This window comes from Billgrantia ethanolica (assembly GCF_021404305.1).
Taxonomy (GTDB): Bacteria; Pseudomonadota; Gammaproteobacteria; order Pseudomonadales; family Halomonadaceae; genus Halomonas; species Halomonas ethanolica.
The window spans coordinates 1-20,788 of sequence record NZ_JABFTX010000004.1; the positions used below are offsets into that span (position 1 = coordinate 1).

Here is a 20,788-nt window from a genome sequence, read left to right on the forward strand (position 1 = left end):
CGAAGCGAATCGAAAAATCCAAACAGCGACAACCACTTACCACTCTTCCCACCGCCTGCAACGTTGCCCGTCACCGGCAGCGGATGCGTACTTTACGGCTTTCCCCCGAGCCCCGCAAGGGGCGGCTGTAAAAAAATTTCAGGGGCGCAACACAGCGGCTTATCCACAGCCGCTCGCAGGCGAGCGGCTGTGGATGACTCGTGTGAAGGGTTCAGGCTGTCTCGCCCGCTTCCTTGCGCTTGCGGCTGGCACGGTCGAGCAGCGACAGGATCGAACGATACGGGATGCCGCCATGCAGTGACAGGCCGATCTCGCAGGTGCGCGAGTTGGAGTACCCCGCGTCGCACTCCCCGACCTGCTCGGCGAGGCCCTTCAAGGCCGAGGCGTTGAGCTCCGGTGTCACCAGCCCCTTGTCGCCGGCAAAGCCGCAGCAGGTGATCTCTGCCGGCACCACCACCTCACGGGCACAGGCCCGCGCCAGGGCCACCATGCGCTCACCCAGACCCATGTGGGTGCTAGAGCAGGTCACGTGCACGGCCACCCGCTCGTCGAGCGGCATGACGTCTAGGCGCGGAAGCAGATGCTCGTGGGCGAAGGCCACCGGCTCCTGCACCGTCAAGCGCTCGTCCAGCCGCCCCTGCATGTGCAGCACGCAGGGGCTGGTATCGCTCAGGATCGGGTAGCGGCCGTTCTGGCTGGCTACCAGCAGCTCGCGATTGAGTTCACGCGCCTTGTGCGTGGCTTCGTCGAATTGACCCTTGGACTGGAACGCCATGCCGCAGCAGAGATGTCCTGGCATCTCCGGCACGATCACCTCGAAGCCGGCCTTCTCCAGCAGTGAGAGGGTGATCTCCATGATCGAGCGACGCTCGCCGTCGCCATGGCCGGCACCGAAGACACGGGTGGCGCAGGAAGGGAAGTAGACCACCTTGTCCCGCACGCCATCGGTCGCGGGTTTGCGCTTGAGCACGCGCACCGGGGCCGCCTTGGGCAGGGTGGGTACCCACTGGGGCACCTTGCCGCCGCTAACCCGGGTGATGCTGCCACTCACCTTGGAGAGGCCCTTTTCGCCCAATACGGCACGTCCGACGCCGGCCAGGTTGAGCATGCCCCGTGCCAGCCGCGTAGTACCGGAAAAGTGGCGCCCCACCCGGCGCGCCATATCGGCATGTGGCGCTAGCCGCTCGCGGCGCATCTCGCGGATCAGCTCACCGGTATTGATCCCCACCGGGCACTGGGTGGCGCACAGGCCGTCGACGGCACAGGTCTCGTCGCCGGCATAGCGGTAGTCCTGACGCAGCCGATCGAGACGCGCGAGCTCGTCGCGGTCGAGGCTATCCCCCAGCGCCTCGAGCCTGGCCATCTCGCGAGCGGCGACGATGCGCTGCCGCGGCGTGAGGGTGAGGTCCCGCGAGGGGCAGACATGCTCACAGAAACCGCATTCGATGCACTTATCGACGATGGGATCGGCCGCCGGCAGCGGCTTGAGGTTCTCCAGGTGCAGGGTCGGGTTGCGGCTGAGGATGACGTCGGGGTTGAGCAGATTCTCGGGATCGAACAGCGCCTTGATCTGCCACATCAGCGCATAGGCCTCGGGGCCCCACTCCAGCTCGACGTAGGGCGCCATGTTGCGCCCGGTACCATGCTCGGCCTTGAGCGAACCGCCATATTCGACGCCGACCAGTTGCGCCACCTCGTCCATCAGCGCCTGGTAACGCTCCACCTCGCCAGGTTTCTCGAAACCCTGGGGGAAGACGAAGTGCAGGTTACCCTCCAGGGCGTGGCCGAACAGGATCGCCTCGGGGTAGCCGTGGCGATGAAAGGCGTCGGTCAGCGCCAGCACGCCCTCGTCGAGACGCTCGATGGGAAAGGCGACGTCCTCGATGATCACCGTGGTGCCGGTGTCGCGCACTGCCCCCACAGCGGGAAAGAGCCCCTTGCGGATCTTCCAGTAGAGTTCGTAGAGGCCTTTTTCACGGGTGAAGGTGACCGGCTCCAGGGTATGAATGCCCTCGAAGATCGCCTGCACCGCCTCGAGCCGCGCCTGAAGCTCCGCCTCGTCGTTGCCGCGCACGTCGATCAGCAGCGCCGCCGCCCCTTCGGGCAGGCGCTTGAGCCCCTCGGGCATGCCCGGCTTGTTCTCCACCGAGCGCAGCGCGGCGCGATCCATCAGCTCCACCGCCGAGACCGGCGCCGGCTTGAGCGCGATGGTGGCGCGGCAGGTGGTGGCCATGTCGGGCAGGAAGACCAGCGCCGCGGCCTTGTGCGGCTCGTCGATGACGGTGTCGTAGGTAATCGTGCTGATGAAGCCGAGCGTGCCCTCGGAGCCAATCATCAGGTGCTTGAGGATTTCGATGCCGTCGTCGAAGTCGACCAGGCTGTTGAGCGCGTAGCCGGTGGTGTTCTTGAGCCGGTACTTGTGTCGGATCTTCTCGGCCAGCGCCGCGTTGGCCCGGGTCTCGGCGGAGAGCCGCTCGAGCCCCTCGACGAGTTCGGCATGACTGCGCCGGAACGCCTCGCGGCTGGCCGGATCGGCGGTGTCCAGGCGCGTGCCGTCGGCCAGGATCACGCGCATGTCGCGCACCGTGCGGTAGCTGTTCTGTGCCGTGCCGCAGCACATGCCAGAAGCGTTGTTGGCGGCGATCCCGCCCACCATGCAGCTGTTGATGGAGGCCGGGTCGGGTCCGATCTTGCGTCCGAAGGGAGTCAGCAGCTGATTGGCCCGGGCGCCGATGACGCCGGGCTGCAGGCGGATGGCCCGGCCATTGTCGAGGATCTCGTGGTCGCGCCAGCCCTCGCGCAGTTGGATCAGCACCGAGTCGGTTACCGCCTGGCCCGAGAGCGAGGTGCCGGCGGCACGGAAGGTGACCGGAAGGCCGCGCTGGCGACAGCCGGCCAGCACCGCCATCAGCTCGTCTTCATCGGCGGGACGCACCACCAGCTTGGGAATGAGACGGTAGAAGCTCGCGTCGGTGCCGTAGGCCAGGGTGCGCAGCGGATCGTCGATCAACCGCTCGGCGGGCATGATCGCGAGCAGCTCCTGCTTGAGCGCCTGCCAGGCATCGGCGGCAGGTGCCATCGTCGCAGCGCTCATGGGCGATCCTCGGCATGGCGCAGCAACACCACCAGCTCGCGCGGCCCGTGCACGCCATAGGCCAGGGTCTGCTCGATGTCGGCGGTCTTGCTCGGCCCCGAGATCAGCAGCGCGTTGGTGGGCATGCCGCCAGCCCAGCCGTGGGCCTCGACCACGTCGAAGAAGGTGTCTTCGATGGTATCGGCATCGAGCACGGCGATGTGGATAGGCGGCACCAGGCTCAGCAGGCGCGGCTCGTCGGGGGTCGGCCACAGCCACAGGCTGCCGGTCTCGGCGATGGCGCCGTGGGTGGAGGTCAGGCCAGCATCGGTGTCATGGAACTGCTCATGTCGCCAGGTCTCGATGTTGCGGTCGGCGTCGATCAGAACGACCTCACCTTCGGCCAGGGCAGCGCGCGCCTCCACGGCCACGGGGTGCTCCCGCCCCAGGGCCAGGCGGCGAATGCCCTTGGCCTCGAGCAGTTTGGCCAGGGTAGCGGTCCAGTCATCGCGTGACGTGTGGATCACCTCGCCATGGACCGAGGTGATCCAGCGCTCGAAGCGCGCCACCCGCTCCTGCTGGCTCCAGCCGCGCCCGGTGACCACGGCGAAGTCGCTCTGCGGCGCCGTCAGCGGGCCGTCGGTGCGTTCGCGCAAGCGCTTGAGGATATTGTCGCGGGCGCTCATGAGCGTTCCTCCCCGTCGGCCTTTTCTACCTGATGGCGCTTGGCCTTGTGCTGTTTAACCAAGGCATGCAGTGAAACCTTGGCCGGCTTGGGCGCGGTACGGTATTCGGTCCACGGCCCCAGCTTCGACGGCATCAGCGCCTGCAGCTTGCCGACGATGGCCGTGCTGCTGCGCCAGGCACCGGGGTGCGTGGCCAGCCACTGAAACCCTTTCCACGCCGCCACTTCCTTCTTGGTCCGCTTGACGCCGGCCCCGGGCACGTTGCCGCGCCCTTCGCCCACCGCCTCGCGGCGCAGGCGCACCAGCAGGTCGGGAATCGGAATCTTGACCGGGCACACCTCGCCACAGGCACCGCACAGGCTCGAGGCGGTGGGCAGATCCTTGGTCGCCTCCAGGCCCATCATGTGAGGCATCAGGATGCTGCCGATGGGGCCGGGATAGGTGGTGCCGTAGGTATGCCCGCCAACCCGGGTATAGACCGGGCAGTGGTTCATGCAGGCGCCGCAGCGGATACAGCGCAGAGTGTCGAGCAGCTCGTCGTCCTGATAGATGTTGGAGCGACCACTGTCGACCAGCACCAGATGGACCTCATTCGGCCCGTCGTGCTCGCCGAGCTTGCGCGGTGAGCTGATCATGTTGAAGTAGGTAGTGACGTGCTGACCGGTGGCCGAACGGGTCAACAGCGCATAGAGCGGCGGCACGTCGCGCAGGTGCTCGACCACCTTTTCGATGCCGGTCACGGCGATGTGCACCGGCGGTACCGCGGTGGTCATGCGACCGTTGCCCTCGTTCTCCACCAGGCACAGAGTGCCGGTCTCGGCCACGGCGAAGTTGACCCCAGAGATACCCACGTCGGCGGCCATGAAGCGCTCGCGCAGTTGGGCCCGCGCGGCGGCGGTCATGTAGTCCACGTCGCGGGTGCGCTCGGTGCCGGTCTTGGCATGCATGATGTCGGAGATTTCATCGGTATTGAGATGGATCGCCGGCATGATGATGTGCGAAGGCGTCTGCTCGTTGAGCTGCACCAGGTATTCGCCGAGATCGGACTCCAGCGCCTCGATGCCCGCCTCTTCCAGGTGGGCATTGAGGTGCATCTCCTCGGAGACCATCGACTTGCCCTTGATCACCGCCTTGGCCCCATGGCGCTGGCAGATCTCGCGGATAATGCGGCACGCCTCGTCGCCGTTCTCGGCCCAGTGCACCTGAATACCGTTGGCCTGACAGTTGGTCTCTAAGCGTTCGAGCAGATCGGGCAGCTTGGCCAGGGCCCGCAGGCGGATGTTGGCGCCGAGTTCGCGCAGGGTCTCGAGATCCCAGTCGCTGAAGACGTCGCGGCGCTTGGCCATCAGGCCGTCCATCGCCTTGCGAAAGTTGGCGCGTATCTGAGGATTGCCCAGGGCATCGTGGGCCTGGCGATGGAACTCGCGAGGAGTGAACGTCTGTACTTCGGAAGCGCTCATGAGGTCCTCCGCCACAGGTAGCTGGCGATGTGTTCACCGGAAACCGCCTTGCCCTGATGCTCGAAGCGACCGGCAATGTTCATCAGGCAGCCGCAGTCAGAGGTGACGAAGCGCCTCACCCCGGTAGCCTCGATGGCCTGGGTCTTGTCTTCCACCATGGCGGCAGAGACCTCCGGGTGGCGCACGGCGAAGGTGCCGCCGAAACCGCAGCATTCCGCGGCACGGGCCTGCTCCACCAGCTCGACCTGGCCCATGCGGGCGAGCAACGCGGGCCCGGTTTCCCCCAATCCCATTTCGCGCCGGGCGCTGCACGAGGTATGCATGGCCACCTTTTCCGGCTGCCCGCGATCCTCGAGCCTGAGCTGACAGACATGCAACAGGAACTCGGTGAGCTCATAGATGCGTCCGGCCACCTCATTGGCCCGGGCCTCATGCTCGGTGCCGGCAAAGAGCTGAGGGTAATGGGTACGCATCATGCCGCCACAGGAGCCTGAAGGCACGACGATCGGCCAGGGGTCGGGAAAGAGATCGAGCTGCGCTGCCGCCACTGCCCGCGCCTCGTCGTGATAGCCGGAGGTGTAGGCCGGCTGGCCGCAGCAGGTCTGCGCCTGAGGATAGACCACCTCGATTCCCTCGCGCTCCAACAGGCGGATACCATCCATTCCCGCTTCAGGATAAAAGAGGTCGATCAGGCAGGTGCCGAAGAAGTAGACCTTCTCCGGCTTGGGTGGGTACAGCTTGACTGGCGTCATGAGGCTCCCTCACTGTCGGCCTGTGGGCAGTGGCGGTCTTGCGAATTGTTGGAATCAGGCCAAGAAAAAATTGGTAAAACCAATTTACCTGACTGAAGTCGTTGAACCTTAGGGGGCACTGCTGACAGTGTCAACGGCAAGACCTTCCTTAACCGCCTCACCGGCTTAGACTTTGGTCTACAGCACCACTAAAGAACTGATCGAACCCATCCATCCTGTCTAGAAAGAGCGAAAGGCAGATTGCAAGCAAGCGCGATACGCGCCAATATTGGTAAGACCAATTAATGTCGATAGGCTCCAGGATAGCTTCGCATGACCTACCACAACGTACGCCAGCCACGACTGGCCGATGTCATCACCGAGCGGCTCGAAGCGATGATCCTCGAAGGCAGCCTCAAGCCCGGCCAGCGTCTGCCGCCCGAGCGCGAGCTGGCCGAGCGTTTTGGCGTCTCGCGCCCCTCGCTGCGCGAGGCGATTCAGAAGCTGGCCACCCGAGGATTGCTGACCAGCCGTCAGGGCGGCGGTACCTTCGTGACACGTGAGCTCAACAGCGGTTACAGCGACCCACTGCTGGACATGCTGGCCAGGCATCAGGAGTTTCATCTCGACCTGCTCGAATTCCGCGACGCCATGGAAGGCATTTCGGCTTACTATGCGGCACTGCGCTCCACCCCGGCTGACCGCGCCATGCTGATCAAGCGCTTCGAGGAGCTGGAGGCATGCTTTGCCGGCCGCGACCCCGAACTCGAGGCCAAGGCGGATGCCGCCTTCCACCTGGCCATTGCCGAGGCGGCGCATAACGTACTGCTGCTGCATACCATTCGTGGCATCTTCCACCTGCTGGAAAAGAGCATCGTAGACAACCTGGCCCACCTGTTCGAGAAGCCCCAGTCGCGCCCCATGCTGATGAAGCAGCACCGCGCCCTGCTCGATGCCATCCTCGAAGGTCGTGCCGAGGACGCCCGCGCGCGCTCCCACGAACACCTCGTCTTCGTCGAGGAGGAGCTGCTGGAAATGGAGCGTGCCGAAACTCGCGCCCAGCGAGCCCTGCGACGCGCCCAGGCACTACCGGAAATCTAGCTGCAGGTAATGATCGAGTGAAAGGCCCCCATCGACCACCCCGCCTGTCGGTGCCACTACGCCGGCTGCTGTTGCTGCTGCTGCCGCTCGGACTCGTGCTGGTCACCTGGCAGGCCTCCCAGGTGGCGCGCGAACAGGCCCTGCAGACCCTGGTACGGGAAGCCGAGAACGAACTGCGCCTCTCGGCCGCCGGACTGGAGGGGCATCTGACCCGCCATGACTACCTTCCGCAGCTGCTCGCCTCGCGCGAGATGATCAAGCGCTTTCTCAGCGGACACGGCGAGCAGAACCCGATGCCGCTCAACCGGCTGCTCGATCAGTTCCGCGCCATTGCCAACGTCTCCGACGTCTACCTGCTCGATCGTCATGGCACGACGCTGGCCGCCAGCAATTGGCACATGGAAAACACCTTCATCGGCCATAACTACTCCTTTCGCAGCTACTACACCGACGCGATAGAAGGCGGTCGCGGCCGCTTCTTCGGTCTGGGCACCCAGTCACTCGAGCGTGGCTACTACTTCTCCGCCCCCGTCTGGCTGGATGAAACCACCCCGGATGCCCGCCCGGATGGCGTCATGGTCATCAAGATCCTGCTCGATGAAGTCGAGGAGAGCTGGGCTGAGCAGGATGCCGAACTGCTGGTCACCGATCAGGACAACATCGTCTTCATGGCCAGCCGTTCCGAGCTACGCATGACGGCGCTGTTTCCTCTCTCGGAAACCGAGCGTCAGGACTTGCTGGCTGCCCGACGCTACGCCGACGAGCCCCTGTCGCCCTCGGGCATCGATGTCTATGAGCAGCGTCCCGATGGCAGCCGTCTGGTGAGATTCGAGACCGGTCCGCTGGCGGAAGAGAGCTATCTGGGCCTGTCCCGCCACTTGGACGCCTATGACTGGGACATGCATATCCTCAAGCCCCTGGGCAGCGTCTATCAGGCGCAGTGGCTTGCCGCCGCACTGGCTGGCGGCCTGTATGGCGTCGTCGTGCTGGCAGGCGGCATCGGCTGGCAGCGCTGGCGCTTGCGCCGCGAGCGCGAGCTGTTTGCCGAGCGCGAGCGTCGCACCCTGGCCCAGGCGCGCGACGAACTGGAGCGCAACGTCGAGCTGCGCACCCACGATCTGATGGAAACCAACCGCCTGCTTTCCGACGAGATCGAGGAGCGGCGGCGGGCCGAGGAGAATCTGCGCCAGACCCGCGACGAGCTGATCCAGGCCGCCAAGCTCGCCGTGCTGGGCCAGCTGGCGGCCGGTATCAATCACGAGCTCAACCAGCCGCTGGCCGCCATTCGCGCCTATGCCGAGAATGCCCGTACGTTTCTCGAACGCCAGCGGCTGGAGGCTGCCGACGCCAATCTGGCCCAGGTCGTCGAGCTGACCGAGCGCATGGCCGAAATCAGCGCCCAACTGCGACAGTTCTCACGCAAGAGCGGCAGCTCGCTGACAGCGGTATCGGTGCAGGCCTGCTTCCGGTATGCCCTGCGGCTCTATCAGAATCGGCTGCACGATGTCGAGGTCGTGCGGGACTGGGGCGATGAGGTCTGGGTCCATGCCGACCTGGTGCGTCTCGAACAGGTGCTGGTCAACCTGATCGGCAATGCGCTCCAGGCGATGGCGGAAACGCCCGAGCCCACTCTCATTCTCAGCGTCGAGGTCGAGGCAGAGCGGGTATCCATTGGCGTCAGCGATTCGGGCCCCGGAATTCCCGAAGCGCACCTGGCGCGGATATTCGAGCCGTTTTTCACCACCAAGTCGCCGGGCAGCGGGCTGGGGCTGGGACTTTCCATATCGGCGCGTATCATCAGGGACCTGGGCGGCAACATCGATGCCGGCAACGTACCTGGCGCCGGGGCACGCTTCACCATTACGCTGCCCCGCATGGAGAAACCCGACGACGCTCAGCCATCGCCATTCCAGGAGCAGCAATCACATGCATGACCCGGCGCCCATCCCGGTATTGATCATCGATGACGAACCGCACCTCCGCATCACCGCTGGCCAGACCTTGGAACTGGCCGGCTACCAGCCACAGCCCTATGCCAGCGCCGAGAGCGCCTTGAAGACGCTCACCCCTGACTTTCCCGGTGTGATCGTCAGCGACATCCGCATGCCGGGCATGGATGGCATGGCACTGCTGCGCGAGGTACGGCTACGCGACCCGGACCTGCCGGTCATCCTGATCACCGGCCATGGCGACATCTCCACCGCCGTGGAGGCCATGCGCGAAGGCGCCTGGGACTTTCTCGAGAAACCGTTTGCCGGCGAACGCCTGGTCGAGATGGTACGCCGCGGCATCGACAAGCGCCGCCTGAGCCTGGAAAACCGCCAGCTCAAGGCCGAACTGGAAGCCCAACAGGCCGCCCCTGGGCCGCGCCTGGTGGGGAGAACGCCGGCGATTCAGCGACTCGCCTCCATGGTACAGCGCATTGCTCAGGTGGAGACCGACGTCCTGCTGTTCGGCGAAACGGGTACCGGCAAGGACCTGGTGGCCCGTGCCATCCACGAACGCAGTCCCCGCGGCGGGCACCCCTTCGTGGCCATCAACTGCGGCGCCGTGCCCGAAAGCATCATCGAATCGGAGCTGTTCGGTCATGAGAAGGGCGCTTTCACCGGCGCCGTGGAGAGGCGCATCGGCAAGTTCGAACATGCCAACGGCGGCACGGTGTTTCTCGACGAGATCGAGTCCATGCCGCTGGCGCTGCAGGTCAAGCTGCTGCGCGTGCTGCAGGAGCGCTGCATCGAACGCCTCGGCGCCAACGAACACATCCCCCTCGACATTCGCGTCATCGCCGCCACCAAGGTCGACCTGAAGCTCGCCGCCGAGGCCGGCGAGTTCCGCGAGGACCTCTACTACCGCCTCAACGTTGTCACCCTGCCGCTCCCGCCTCTGCGCGAACGGCGCGAAGACATCCCCCTGCTGTTCCAGCACTTCGCCGTAGTCGCCTCCAACCGCAGCGGCCTGGAGGCACCACCGCTGGGCACCAGCGGCGTGTCGACGCTGATGGCCCACGACTGGCCGGGCAACGTACGCGAACTGCGCAACCTGGCCGAACGCTATGTGCTGCTCGGCTCGGCCTTCGACTATCGGCTCGACATGCTGCTGGAGGGCGTCGAATCGGACGTCGCCGAGCTGGCCCTGCCGCAGCAGGTGGAGCTGTTCGAGAAGAGCCTGATCAGCCAGTCGCTGGTCAGCCATCGCGGCAGGATCACCGAGGTCTGCGAACATCTCGGGCTGCCGCGCAAGACCCTCTACGACAAGCTGCGCAAGTATGGCCTCAGGGCCGAGGACTACCGCCACAAGGCCACTCCCTGAGTCACCAGTGCCAGCAGCGCTGACCAGGCCGGCAGCCATGGCAGCAGCGCCATGCCGGCCATCAGCATGGCCAACGAGTTGCCCGGAGACTTGATGTCGAGTGGCTTGAGCGCCGTGCCGAAGGAGCGCTTGATGCGCGCCCCGGTGAGATCGACGCTGTAGATTTCATCCAGCGCCAGATGGATGACGAAGCCGAGGCAGACGGCAACGCCGTGCACCCATGCCAGCCGGGCCGGCTGGACGAACAGCTGGTAGCTCACCGCTGCCGCCGCCAGCCCGCACAGCACTGCCGCCAGCAGCGAATGCCAGATGCCCCGATGCACGGTGAAGCGGCTGAATACGCCACCGGCAACGTAGCGCACCGTGAGATAGAGCAGACCGCACACCACCAGCAAGTAGCCCGGGGCCAGATGCGCCTGCAACAGCAGCGCTCCCAGCACCACGCTGGGCACCGCCAGCAGATTGAAGATCAGGCGAATCGCCTTGGAACTGTCGGCATCGATGTCGGGCAGGATGCCCCCGAAGGTCACCAGCCCGAACACGACCCCGCCCTGCCACAGCTCCCACAGCCCTACCTGCCAACCGCCATGGGCCAGTACGGCGCCGCCGGCGGCGGCCACGCCAAGATGGGTGCGGAAATCGGCCATGCCAGGGCAAGCCCTCTACTGGATAAAAATCCAGATTATCGCTTTTGCCCGCATGAGAAACAATGCCTTATAGGCTCAATGCTCAAAGGAGTTGCAACCGCGTGTTACGCGCCACGCTCCGCCAGGTACAGATCCTTGAGCTTGACGTAGTTGCCGGCGGTATAGGGGAAGAACTGGCGCTCGCTCTCCTTCAGTGGACGCAGCGCCTTGGCCGGGTTGCCGGCGTAGACATGGCCGCTCTCGAGACGCTTGCCCGGGGTCACCACGGCACCGGCGGCGATGATCACTTCGTCTTCGACCACGGCGCCGTCCATGACGATGGCACCCATGCCCACCAGGATGCGATTGCCCAGCGTGCAGCCGTGCAGGATCGCCTTGTGCCCGATAGTGACGTCGTCGCCGATGGTGAGAGGGAATCCGCCCGGGTTGAAATCGCTGGCGTGGGTGATGTGCAGCACGCTGCCGTCCTGCACGCTGGTACGCGCGCCGATACGGATACGGTGCATGTCGCCACGAATCACCGCCATGGGCCACACCGAGCAGTCGTCGCCCAGCACCACGTCGCCCAGCACCACGCAGGCCGGATCGACGTAGACCCGCGCGCCCAGAGAGGGGCGCTTACCCTGCCAGCTGCGCAGGGGATCGTTGACGCTCATGCAAACCTCCAGCCCGGCTTATGCGCCGGTCACATCGAATGGTTACAGCAGCCCTGCCGCCAGTACCACGACTGTCAGGGGAATCGAGATCCAGCGTAACACCGTTAGCCACAATACAAAGCTGGGCGCAGTCACGCCAAGCGCCGCCTGTGCATCGCCTCGCGGCATCACCCAGGCGGCAAAGATGGCGATCAGCAGCCCACCCACCGGCAGGAAGATCTCGGTGGGTATGGTAGTTACCAGGTCGAAGGCGTTCATGCCGAACAGCGGCCGCCATTCGGACAGGGCGGAGAACGACAGCACCGACAACAGGCCGACCAGCCACACGGCGATGCCGACCACCGCAGTGGCCTTGCCACGACCGAACCCCAACCCCTGCAGCGTGGCCACCATCGGCTCGGCCAGGTTGATCGACGAGGTCCAGGTCGCCAGCAGCAGCAGCAGGAAGAACACGCTGAGCCACAGCGCCCCCCAGGGCAGCTCGGCAAAGGCGATGGGCAGGGTGACGAACATCAGCCCGGGCCCCTCGCCGGGGTCCAGCCCCTGGGAAAACACCACCGAGAAGATGGCGATGCCGGCCAGCAGTGCCACGCTCACGTCCAGCACCGCCACGGCAGCGGCGGCGCGCGGCAGGCTCTGTCGCTCCGGCATGTAGGCGCCATACGCCATCAGCGCACAGGCCCCCACCGCCAGGGTGAAGAAGGCATGGCCCATGGCATGCAGCACCACCAGCGGCGTGAGGGCCGAGAAGTCCGGCATGAACAGCCACGCCAGCGCCGGGCCAAAGCCGTCGGTGGTGGCGGCATAGAGCGCCAATAGCACCAGCAGCAGATACAGCAGCGGCATCAGCAGATTGTTGAGTCGCTCCAACCCCTTGGCCACGCCGGCCGCGACTACGGTCATGGTCATGAATAGGAACAGCGTGTGATTGAAGGTCATACGCCGAGGGTCGGCGAGGAAGGCCTCGAAGCCGGCTCCGACCTCGGCCGCACTCAGCCCCACAAAACCGCCGTTCACCGCGGTGACGAAGAACTCGATGGACCAGCCCGACACCACCGAGTAGAACGACAGGATGCAGAAGACGGTAAAGGCACCAAACAACCCCAGCAGCCGCCAGTGACGGCTGGCTCCGGCCTGCCCGGCCAGATAGCCCAGCGACTGCATCGGCGCGCGCCGACCGGCCCGGCCGATCATGATCTCGGCCATCATCACGGGCAACCCCAGCAGCAGCACGAAGGCGATGTAGAGTACCAGGAAGGCAGCCCCACCGTTTTCGCCGGTGATGTAGGGAAAGCGCCAGATGTTACCTAGGCCCACGGCTGCGCCGGTCACCGCCAGGATGAAGGCGCGCCGCGTGCTCCAGCGTTCCAGGGTTGCGTTCATGCCGTTGCCTCGACTTTCGTGGAGGCGCAAGCCTATCAGGCCGACACTCCGCGACCAATCCCCGACAGGATTGAAACCCGTGACACCTGGCCGCATCTAATCGCTATTCTGCTTTCATATCCACTACGCTCTCATATCCACTAGGCCCCGAGGTGCGCATGTCCCACAATCCCCTGCTTGAATCCCACGAGCTGCCCCCCTTCGCCGAGATCAAGCCGGAGCACGTGGTACCGGCCATCGACAAGCTGCTGGCCGACAATCGCGCCGGCATCGAGGCGCTGGTCGAACGCGCCGAGCAGGAGCCCCCCAGTTGGGACAGCCTGGCCGCACCGCTCGAGGCACTCAACGACCGGCTGTCGCGGGCCTGGTCGCCGGTGTCGCACCTCAACGGCACCATGAACTCACCGGCCCTGCGCGAGGCCTATCAGGCTTGTCTGGGCAAGCTTTCGGATTACAGCACCTGGCTGGGCCAGCACGAGGGGCTGTTCCATGCCTGGCAGGCCCTCAAGGAAGGGCCTGCCTGGGCCGGGCTGGACGAGGCGCAGCGCCGCAGCGTCGACAACACCCTGCGCGACTTCCGCCTTGCCGGTGTCGACCTGCCGCCGGCCCAGCAGCAGCGCTACGGCGAGATCAAGTCACGCCTGTCGGAGCTTTCCAACACCTTCTCCAACCAGTTGCTCGATGCCACCCAGGCCTGGTACAAGGATATCGACGACGCGGCCAGGCTGGCCGGCTTGCCCGAGAGCGGCATGGCGACGCTTGCCGCCAACGCCGAGGCCAAGGGCGTGAAGGGCTATCGCATCACCCTCGACTTCCCCAGCTTCTATCCGGTGCTGACCTTCGCCGACGACCGAGAGCTGCGCCGTGAGGTGTACACGGCCTTCGTTACCCGCGCCTCGGATCAAGGCCCCAACGCCGGCGAGTACGACAACGCCCCGATCATCGAGGAGACGCTGCGCCTGCGCCGCGAGCTGGCCGAGCTGCTGGGTTTCGCCAGCTACGCCGACTATTCGCTGGCCACCAAGATGGCCGAGTCGCCGCGCCAGGTGCTCGACTTCCTGGAGGATCTGGCCCGCCGTGCGGTGCCCCAGGCACGGGAAGAGTTCGCCGAGCTCGAAGCCTACGCCCGCGATACCCTGGGCCTGACCGAGCTCGCTCCCTGGGACATCGGCTACGTCAGTGAGAAGCTGCGCGAAGCGCGCCATGCCATCTCCCAGGAGCAGCTGCGCCCCTACTTCCCCGCCCCCCGGGTCGTGGATGGGCTGTTCCAGGTGGTCGAGCGGCTCTACGGCGTCACCGTCGAGGAAGACCTGCAAGCCCCCCGCTACCACCCCGAGGTGCGCTATTTCCGCATTCTCGAGCAGGGCGAGCCTATTGCCGGCTTCTATCTCGACCTCTACGCCCGCGAGGGCAAGCGCGGCGGTGCCTGGATGGACGAGTGCCGGGTACGCCGCTGCCGGGAAGATGGCGGCCTGCAACTGCCCGTCGCCTACCTGACCTGTAACTTCACCCGCCCGGTGGGCGAGCGGCCGGCCCTGCTCACCCATGACGAGGTCACCACCCTGTTCCATGAATTCGGCCATGGCCTGCACCACATGCTGACCCGGCAGACGGTGGCCGACGTCTCCGGCATCAACGGTGTGGCGTGGGACGCGGTGGAGCTGCCCAGCCAGTTCATGGAGAACTACTGCTGGGAGCGTGAAGGGCTCGACCTGATCGCCGGCCATGTCGACAGCGGCGAGTCACTGCCCGCCGAGCTACTGGAGCGCCTGCAGGCGGCCAAGAACTTCCAGTCGGCCATGGGCCTGGTGCGTCAGCTCGAATTTTCGCTGTTTGATCTGCGCCTGCATCATGAGCTGGCCGCCCCCACGGCAGGCGAGGTGCAGGCGCTGCTCGACGAAGTGCGCAGCGCCGTGTCGGTAGTGCCCAAGGCCGACTTCAACCGCTTCCAGAACGGCTTCAGCCATATCTTCGCCGGCGGCTATGCGGCGGGCTACTACAGCTACAAGTGGGCCGAGGTGCTCTCCGCCGACGCCTGGAGCGCCTTCGAGGAAGCCGGCATCTTCGATGCCGAAACCGGCCAGCGCTTCCGCAGCGAAATTCTCGAACAGGGTGGCGCCCGCGACGCAGCAGAGCTGTTCCGCGCCTTCCGCGGCCGCGAGCCCAGCGTCGAGCCGCTGCTGCGTCACAGCGGCATTCGCGCCGCCTGACAGCGCAGGCACGGCACGCTATCGTAGCCACACCGCCGCCGGCGCTGCCGGCGGCCCTTTGCTCATGGAGGCAACATGGCCGTTCAGAAACGCTTCATCGCCGGCGCCGTCTGCCCCCGCTGTGCCGAGATGGACAAGATCCGTACCTGGGAGCAGAGCGGCGTGCGCTATCGCGACTGCGTCAACTGCGATTTCTTCGAACAGGCGCCCATCGAGGAAGAGACGGCGGCCGAACTCGAGACCCGCGTCAATCGCGAGCGTGAGGAACAGCGCCGCAACACCATCCAGACGGTGAAAATTCTCGACCCCGGGAGCCGTTGAGCGTGGCGGAGGCGACCGACGTCGCCACCAGGTCGCGGTCGAGCAATCGGCGACGCCTGGAGCTGCTCGGACTGGCAGCTGCCGGCGCGCTGCTGCTGTCGCGCCCCGACCTGGCTACGCTGGCCGCCGGCCTGGGGCTGTTCCTGTGGGGCATGAGCCTCCTGGAAGAGGCCATCAAACGGCTCTCCGGCGGCACGCTCGACCGCTGGCTGTACGCCGCCACGCGTCACCCCGGGCGTGCCATTGGCGTCGGCGCACTGGCCACCGCCCTGGTCCAGTCCAGTTCGCTCATCACCCTGCTGGCGATGTCCTTCGTCAGCGCCGGCCTGGTCGCCCTGCCCGGCGCCATCGCCCTGCTGTTCGGTGCCAACCTGGGAACGACCACCGGGGCCTGGCTGATCGCCACGTTCGGGCTGCGCTTCGACCTGGCCCACTATGCCATGCCGCTGCTCGCCCTCGGCCTGCTCGGCCGTTACCGCCTCAGCGGCCCGCTGGCCGGTATCGCCGGGCTGCTGCTGGGCATAGGCCTGCTGTTCCTCGGCATCGACTTCATGAAGCTCGGCTTCGAGGCCTGGCAGGATGGCCTGCGGCTGGACGGCCTGGCCGGCGACCGGCTGTGGCACTGGCCGCTGTTCGTGGCGATCGGCATCGTCGCCACCGTGGTCATGCAGTCCAGCCATGCCACGCTGCTGCTCACCCTGACGGCCCTGGCCTCGGGGCAACTTCCCTACCTGCCGGCGCTGGCCATCGCCATCGGCGCCAACATCGGCACCACGGTCACCGCCGTGCTGGGCGCGCTTTCCGCCGGCGTCGCGGCACGCCGCCTGGCGGGTGCACATGTGATCTTCAACCTGGTCACCGCCGCAGTTGCCCTGGCGCTGCTGGTACCGCTGGCCTGGATGGTGGATGCCCTTGGCGAAGTAGTGGGGCTGGCGGAAACGGCATGGCCGCTCAAGCTGGCCCTGTTCCACACCCTGTTCAACCTGCTCGGCATCGGGCTGATGCTACCCTGGATCCCGCAGCTGGCCGGCCTGCTCGAGCGCCATTTTCCCGAACCCGCACGGCTGCCGCCGTCGCTGGCACGCTACCTCGACACTTCCGCCCTCAATCATGCGGATACCGCCGTTGCCGCCATGGAGCAGGAGTGTCGGCGCCTCGACCGGCGCGCCTATCACCTGCTGTGCAGCGCCATCCTGCTTCCCAGCGCCGAGGTGATCGGTCACCCGCCGGAGCGGCAAGCGGTGGCGGCCCGCATCGATCCCGACGCCTGGCCAGGCATTGATGCACGCTACCAGGAGCGCATCAAGCCGCTGCTCACCGAGATTCTGGAATTCCAGGCACGCCTCGACGTACCGCTGACAGACGCTCAGCAGGCAAGGCTGGACGAGCTGCAGGAACGCTCGCTGCGCATGGTGGAAGCGGTACGCCTGGGCGAGGTGCTGCAGCGTAGCCTGCTGCGCCATGCCGCACCGGCCAGTCCGCTGCGCGAAGCCCACGACGATCTGCGCCTGGCCATTGCCACCGGCCTCAATCGGCTCGCCGAAGAGAAAGAAGCCACCTCCATTGCTACCCCCGTCGAAGAAGTGCGCCGCCATTGGCAGCACGAACTGGCCAAGCGGCTGCGGGAGCATCGTCTCGATCCTTGGCTCGCCTCATCGTTGATGAACGACCTGCATCAGGCCAGCCGTCTGATCGCAACGCTCACCGAAACGTCCTGCGCCACTCTGTGTGCGGATAACCGCACACACATTACGTAACCAGTGCGAAATCCCAGCCAAACCTGATTTTTTTCACCTCGACTTTCGTCGAATGAGACAAAAGTAATGTCTTGTTTTTACGAGCACTCCCCCTGCATGGCGCAGCAATTGCCTATACTCATGTGCGTTACAACGTATTTCATAAGAGCCCCCTGCGGGCTCCCATAACGACAAAGGCAAATCGGAGTACTCCCATGCGCTATACCGCCTCCAAACTGATCGCCACCTCCGTGCTCGGTGCGGCCCTGGTCGCCGCCGGCGCCCAGGCCCAAGATCGCAGCGACTGGCCCCGCAGCCTGACCGTAGGTACCGCCAGCCAGGGTGGCACCTACTACATCTACGGTTCCGGCTGGGCCAACATGGTCGGCGACGCCCTCGGCGTTTCCTTCGGCGCCGAAGTGACTGGCGGCCCCGTTCAGAACGCCACCCTGGTGCAGATGGGTGAGCACGACTTCGGCATGGTGACCATGGGTCCGGCCTACGAGGCGTGGACCGGCAACAGCGAGCTTGCCCCGGGCGTCGAGCATACCGACATTCGCGCCGTATTCCCGATGTACCAGACCACCCTGCAGATCGTTGCCCTGGCCGGCTCGGGCATCAGTTCCGTTGCCGACCTGGACGGCAAGACCGTGGGCGTCGGCCCGGCGGGCGGTACTTCGGACATGTACTATCCGCAGCTGTTCGAGAAGCTCGGCCTGAACGTCAGCACCCGCAACGGCGGTGCCGCCGACCAGGCAGGCCAGCTACAGGACGGCTTGATCGATGCCTTCGCCTTCGCCGCGGGCGTGCCGATCTCTGCCTTCAACCAGCTCGAAGCCCAAGCCAACGTCAATATCTTCTCCTTCTCCGAGGAAGAGATGGAGCAGTTCCTGGGTGACTTCCCCGAGCTGAGCCCGGCCAGCATCCCGGCCTCCGTCTACAACAGCCTGGACGAAGACCTGCCGGCCGTTTCGATCTGGAACTTCGCCATCACCCATAAGGACATGCCGGAGTCACTGGTCTACGAAGTGACCAAGACCGTGATGGAAAACAACGACCGCATGGTCCAGATCCATGGTGCCGCCAGCGAGACGGTGGCCGAGAACTTCGAGTTCAATACCTTCCTGCCCTGGCATCCGGGTGCCGTACGCTGGTTCGAAGAGAACGGCTACGAGATCCCGGAGGATCTGCGCGGCTGATCGATACGCGCATCGACGCCGGCCTTCGGGCCGGCGTCAACGCCTTAACCCCCTAAGGCAACTGTAACCCCTCAAGGCATCCCGGCATGACCCACGAAACCCAACCCGAACAAGCCGCCTCGAAGATCGGCACCGAAGGTGTCTCCGACATCCCGATCGCTCACAACGAGCGCGTGCTTTCCGGCCTGCTCGGCCAGACGGTATTTGCCGCCTGTGTCCTCTTTACGGCCATGCATCTCTATGCACTCAACGTCTCGCCGATCGAGACCTGGGCGTTTCGCATCATTCACGTGGCCGGTGGCCTGGCCGTAGGCTTCGCCATCACCGCCGCCTATACCCTGGACCGCAGCCCGGGCGAAAGGCACATAGGCCGGGTCGAATGGTTGGCCATGATTCCGGCCGTAGCCGCCATCGTCTACGCCGCCTTCGCCATCGGTTATGCCTGGTTCATCCGGGAAACCCAGGGCACGCCCCCTGCCGGCTGGGTGCTGGTGCACTTGAGCTGGGCACTGACGATTGCCACCGCTATCGCCATGATCAGCAGTTGGATCTGGCGCGGCTCGAGCCGCTCCGTCCACTGGGCCGACGCCGTCCTGATCGTCGCTTCGATCATCGTCGCCGCCTACCTGCTGTTCGTGCTGCAGCGCTGGCGCATGGCCGCCGGCACACCGTTTGCCGGACAGACCGAGTTCCTCGTCTCGGCCGTCGGGGTGGCGCTGATCATGGAGCTCACCCGCCGCGTAGCGGGACTGGCTCTGATCGCCATCACCGCCGTGTTCCTGGTCTACGCCTTTGCCGGCCCGTATCTGCCCGGCCTGCTGGAGCATCGCGGCTACTCGCCGCAGCGCTTCTTCACCTATCTGTATACCGACAACGGTATCCTTGGCGCGACCACCGCGGTCTCGTCCACCTACATCATTCTGTTCATCACCTTCGCGGCCTTCCTGCAAGCCTCCCGCGTGGGTGACTATTTCGTCAACTTCGCCTTCGCCGCCGCCGGTCGCGCGCGTGGCGGCCCGGCCAAGGTGGCGGTATTCGCTTCCGGCCTGATGGGCATGATCAACGGCACCTCTGCCGGCAACGTGGTGGCGACCGGCTCGCTGACCATTCCGCTGATGAAGAAGGTTGGCTACCACCCGCGTAGCGCCGGCGGCATCGAGGCCGCAGCATCCACCGGTGGCCAGATCGTACCGCCGATCATGGGCGCTGGCGCCTTCATCATGGCCGAGATCACCGGCATCCCCTATACCGAAATCGCCATTGCCGCACTGATTCCGGCCGCCCTGTACTTCCTCTCCATCTACCTGATGGTGGACCTGGAAGCCCGCCGCGGCGGCATGCAGGGTCTGCCCAAGGATCAACTGCCGGTATTCCGCAAGATGGTCAAGCAGGTCTATCTGTTCCTGCCCATCATCATCCTGATCGGCACGCTGTTCATGGGCTACTCGGTGATTCGTGCCGGTACCCTGGCAATGGTCAGCGCCGCCGTGGTGTCCTGGTTCACGCCTCACTGGATGGGCCCCAAGGCGCTGCTCAATGCCCTCTCGCTGGGCGCACGCATGGCCATTCCGCTGATCGCGGTGTGTGCCTGTGCCGGTATCATCGTCGGCGTCATCGCCCTGACCGGCGTCGGTGCCCGCTTCGCCTCCATGCTGCTGGGCATCGCCGATGCCAGCCATCTGCTGGCGCTGTTCTTCGCCATGTGTATCTCGATCCTGCTCGGCATGGGCATGCCCACCACGGCGGCCTACGCGGTAGCCGCCTCGGTGGTGGCGCCGGGCCTGCAGCAGATCGGCATTCCGCCGCTGGTGGCGCACTTCTTCGTGTTCTACTACGCGGTACTCTCGGCTATCACCCCGCCGGTGGCACTGGCCGGCTATGCCGCCGCCGCCATCTCGGGAACCGATCCGCTGAAGACGGCCGTGACCTCCTTCAAGTTCGGCCTGGCCGCATTCATCGTGCCCTTCATGTTCTTCTACAGCCCGGCGCTGCTGATGGACGGCACCTGGATGCAGATCCTGCGCGTGGCCCTCACCGCGGGTGTCGGGATCTACCTGCTGGCTGCCTCGGTGCAGGGCTGGTTCCTCAATGGCGGCGTCAACCTCGTGCAGCGCGTGATGCTGCTGGCCGCCGCACTGTCAATGATCGCGGGCGGCTGGATGACCGACCTGCTCGGCGTCGGCATCGGCGGGCTGGTATTCGTGTGGCAGGCTGCCGCGCTGAAGGCCAAGCCCAAGGCCCTGACCTGATCCGGGATCGGGCGTAAACCAGGGTGG

The 20,788-nt window shown here is 65.5% G+C and carries 15 protein-coding genes; 8 read left to right on the forward strand and 7 right to left on the reverse strand.

Translation table 11 applies throughout. From position 1 onward, the window contains the following. Nucleotides 1-211: 211 nt before the first annotated feature. The 4 genes from HOP53_RS16605 to HOP53_RS16620 are packed head-to-tail and all read right to left on the reverse strand — an operon-like array spanning nucleotide 212 to nucleotide 5,971. On the reverse strand, nucleotides 212-3,094 hold the full coding sequence (locus HOP53_RS16605) for an FAD-binding and (Fe-S)-binding domain-containing protein (RefSeq protein ID WP_234271065.1): 2,883 nt from the start codon (nucleotides 3,092-3,094) through the stop codon (nucleotides 212-214). Then, complete coding sequence (locus tag HOP53_RS16610) at nucleotides 3,091-3,759, reverse strand: LutC/YkgG family protein (RefSeq protein ID WP_234271066.1); 669 nt, start codon at nucleotides 3,757-3,759, stop codon at nucleotides 3,091-3,093. The genes HOP53_RS16605 and HOP53_RS16610 overlap by 4 nt, the downstream gene beginning before the upstream one ends. Continuing rightward, nucleotides 3,756-5,219 carry a LutB/LldF family L-lactate oxidation iron-sulfur protein gene (locus tag HOP53_RS16615; protein WP_234271067.1) on the reverse strand — a complete coding sequence of 488 codons (1,464 nt, stop codon included), beginning with the start codon at nucleotides 5,217-5,219 and terminating at the stop codon, nucleotides 3,756-3,758. The genes HOP53_RS16610 and HOP53_RS16615 overlap by 4 nt, the downstream gene beginning before the upstream one ends. Next, nucleotides 5,216-5,971, reverse strand: coding sequence for a (Fe-S)-binding protein (locus tag HOP53_RS16620; RefSeq protein ID WP_234271068.1), 756 nt, complete (start codon nucleotides 5,969-5,971; stop codon nucleotides 5,216-5,218). The genes HOP53_RS16615 and HOP53_RS16620 overlap by 4 nt, the downstream gene beginning before the upstream one ends. A 312-nt stretch (nucleotides 5,972-6,283) precedes the next feature. On the opposite strand from HOP53_RS16620, the gene HOP53_RS16625 reads away from it, so the two are divergent. The 3 genes from HOP53_RS16625 to HOP53_RS16635 are packed head-to-tail and all read left to right on the forward strand — an operon-like array spanning nucleotide 6,284 to nucleotide 10,360. After that, nucleotides 6,284-7,051: a GntR family transcriptional regulator gene (locus tag HOP53_RS16625; RefSeq protein WP_086511827.1), complete on the forward strand. Its 768-nt coding sequence runs from the start codon at nucleotides 6,284-6,286 to the stop codon at nucleotides 7,049-7,051. Nucleotides 7,052-7,068: 17 nt separating this feature from the next. Further along, a complete protein-coding gene (locus tag HOP53_RS16630) occupies nucleotides 7,069-8,985 on the forward strand; it encodes a sensor histidine kinase (RefSeq protein ID WP_234271069.1) in 1,917 nt (638 codons plus the stop codon). Next, nucleotides 8,978-10,360, forward strand: coding sequence for a sigma-54-dependent transcriptional regulator (locus tag HOP53_RS16635; RefSeq protein WP_234271070.1), 1,383 nt, complete (start codon nucleotides 8,978-8,980; stop codon nucleotides 10,358-10,360). The genes HOP53_RS16630 and HOP53_RS16635 overlap by 8 nt, the downstream gene beginning before the upstream one ends. Here HOP53_RS16635 and HOP53_RS16640 read toward each other — a convergent pair. The 3 genes from HOP53_RS16640 to HOP53_RS16650 form a co-directional block, all read right to left on the reverse strand. Then, nucleotides 10,336-11,007 carry a metal-dependent hydrolase gene (locus HOP53_RS16640; RefSeq protein ID WP_234271071.1) on the reverse strand — a complete coding sequence of 224 codons (672 nt, stop codon included), beginning with the start codon at nucleotides 11,005-11,007 and terminating at the stop codon, nucleotides 10,336-10,338. The two genes, HOP53_RS16635 and HOP53_RS16640, sit on opposite strands and share 25 nt — an antisense overlap. Before the next feature lie 104 nt (nucleotides 11,008-11,111). Further along, a complete protein-coding gene (locus HOP53_RS16645) occupies nucleotides 11,112-11,663 on the reverse strand; it encodes a gamma carbonic anhydrase family protein (RefSeq protein WP_234271072.1) in 552 nt (183 codons plus the stop codon). A gap of 42 nt (nucleotides 11,664-11,705) precedes the next feature. Next, nucleotides 11,706-13,046, reverse strand: coding sequence for a sodium-dependent transporter (locus HOP53_RS16650; RefSeq protein ID WP_234271073.1), 1,341 nt, complete (start codon nucleotides 13,044-13,046; stop codon nucleotides 11,706-11,708). A gap of 158 nt (nucleotides 13,047-13,204) precedes the next feature. On the opposite strand from HOP53_RS16650, the gene prlC reads away from it, so the two are divergent. From prlC to HOP53_RS16675, 5 genes are all read left to right on the forward strand, one after another. Continuing rightward, on the forward strand, nucleotides 13,205-15,256 hold the full coding sequence (prlC, locus tag HOP53_RS16655) for an oligopeptidase A (RefSeq protein ID WP_234271074.1): 2,052 nt from the start codon (nucleotides 13,205-13,207) through the stop codon (nucleotides 15,254-15,256). Between the two features lie 75 nt (nucleotides 15,257-15,331). After that, complete coding sequence (locus tag HOP53_RS16660) at nucleotides 15,332-15,577, forward strand: YheV family putative zinc ribbon protein (RefSeq protein ID WP_234271075.1); 246 nt, start codon at nucleotides 15,332-15,334, stop codon at nucleotides 15,575-15,577. Between the two features lie 2 nt (nucleotides 15,578-15,579). Further along, entirely contained in the window at nucleotides 15,580-17,334 is a 1,755-nt protein-coding gene (locus HOP53_RS16665) for a Na/Pi cotransporter family protein (RefSeq protein ID WP_234271076.1), read from the forward strand. Between the two features lie 194 nt (nucleotides 17,335-17,528). After that, complete coding sequence (locus HOP53_RS16670) at nucleotides 17,529-18,512, forward strand: TAXI family TRAP transporter solute-binding subunit (RefSeq protein ID WP_234271077.1); 984 nt, start codon at nucleotides 17,529-17,531, stop codon at nucleotides 18,510-18,512. A gap of 86 nt (nucleotides 18,513-18,598) precedes the next feature. Next, complete coding sequence (locus HOP53_RS16675) at nucleotides 18,599-20,761, forward strand: TRAP transporter permease (RefSeq protein WP_234271078.1); 2,163 nt, start codon at nucleotides 18,599-18,601, stop codon at nucleotides 20,759-20,761. Nucleotides 20,762-20,788: the final 27 nt, after the last annotated feature.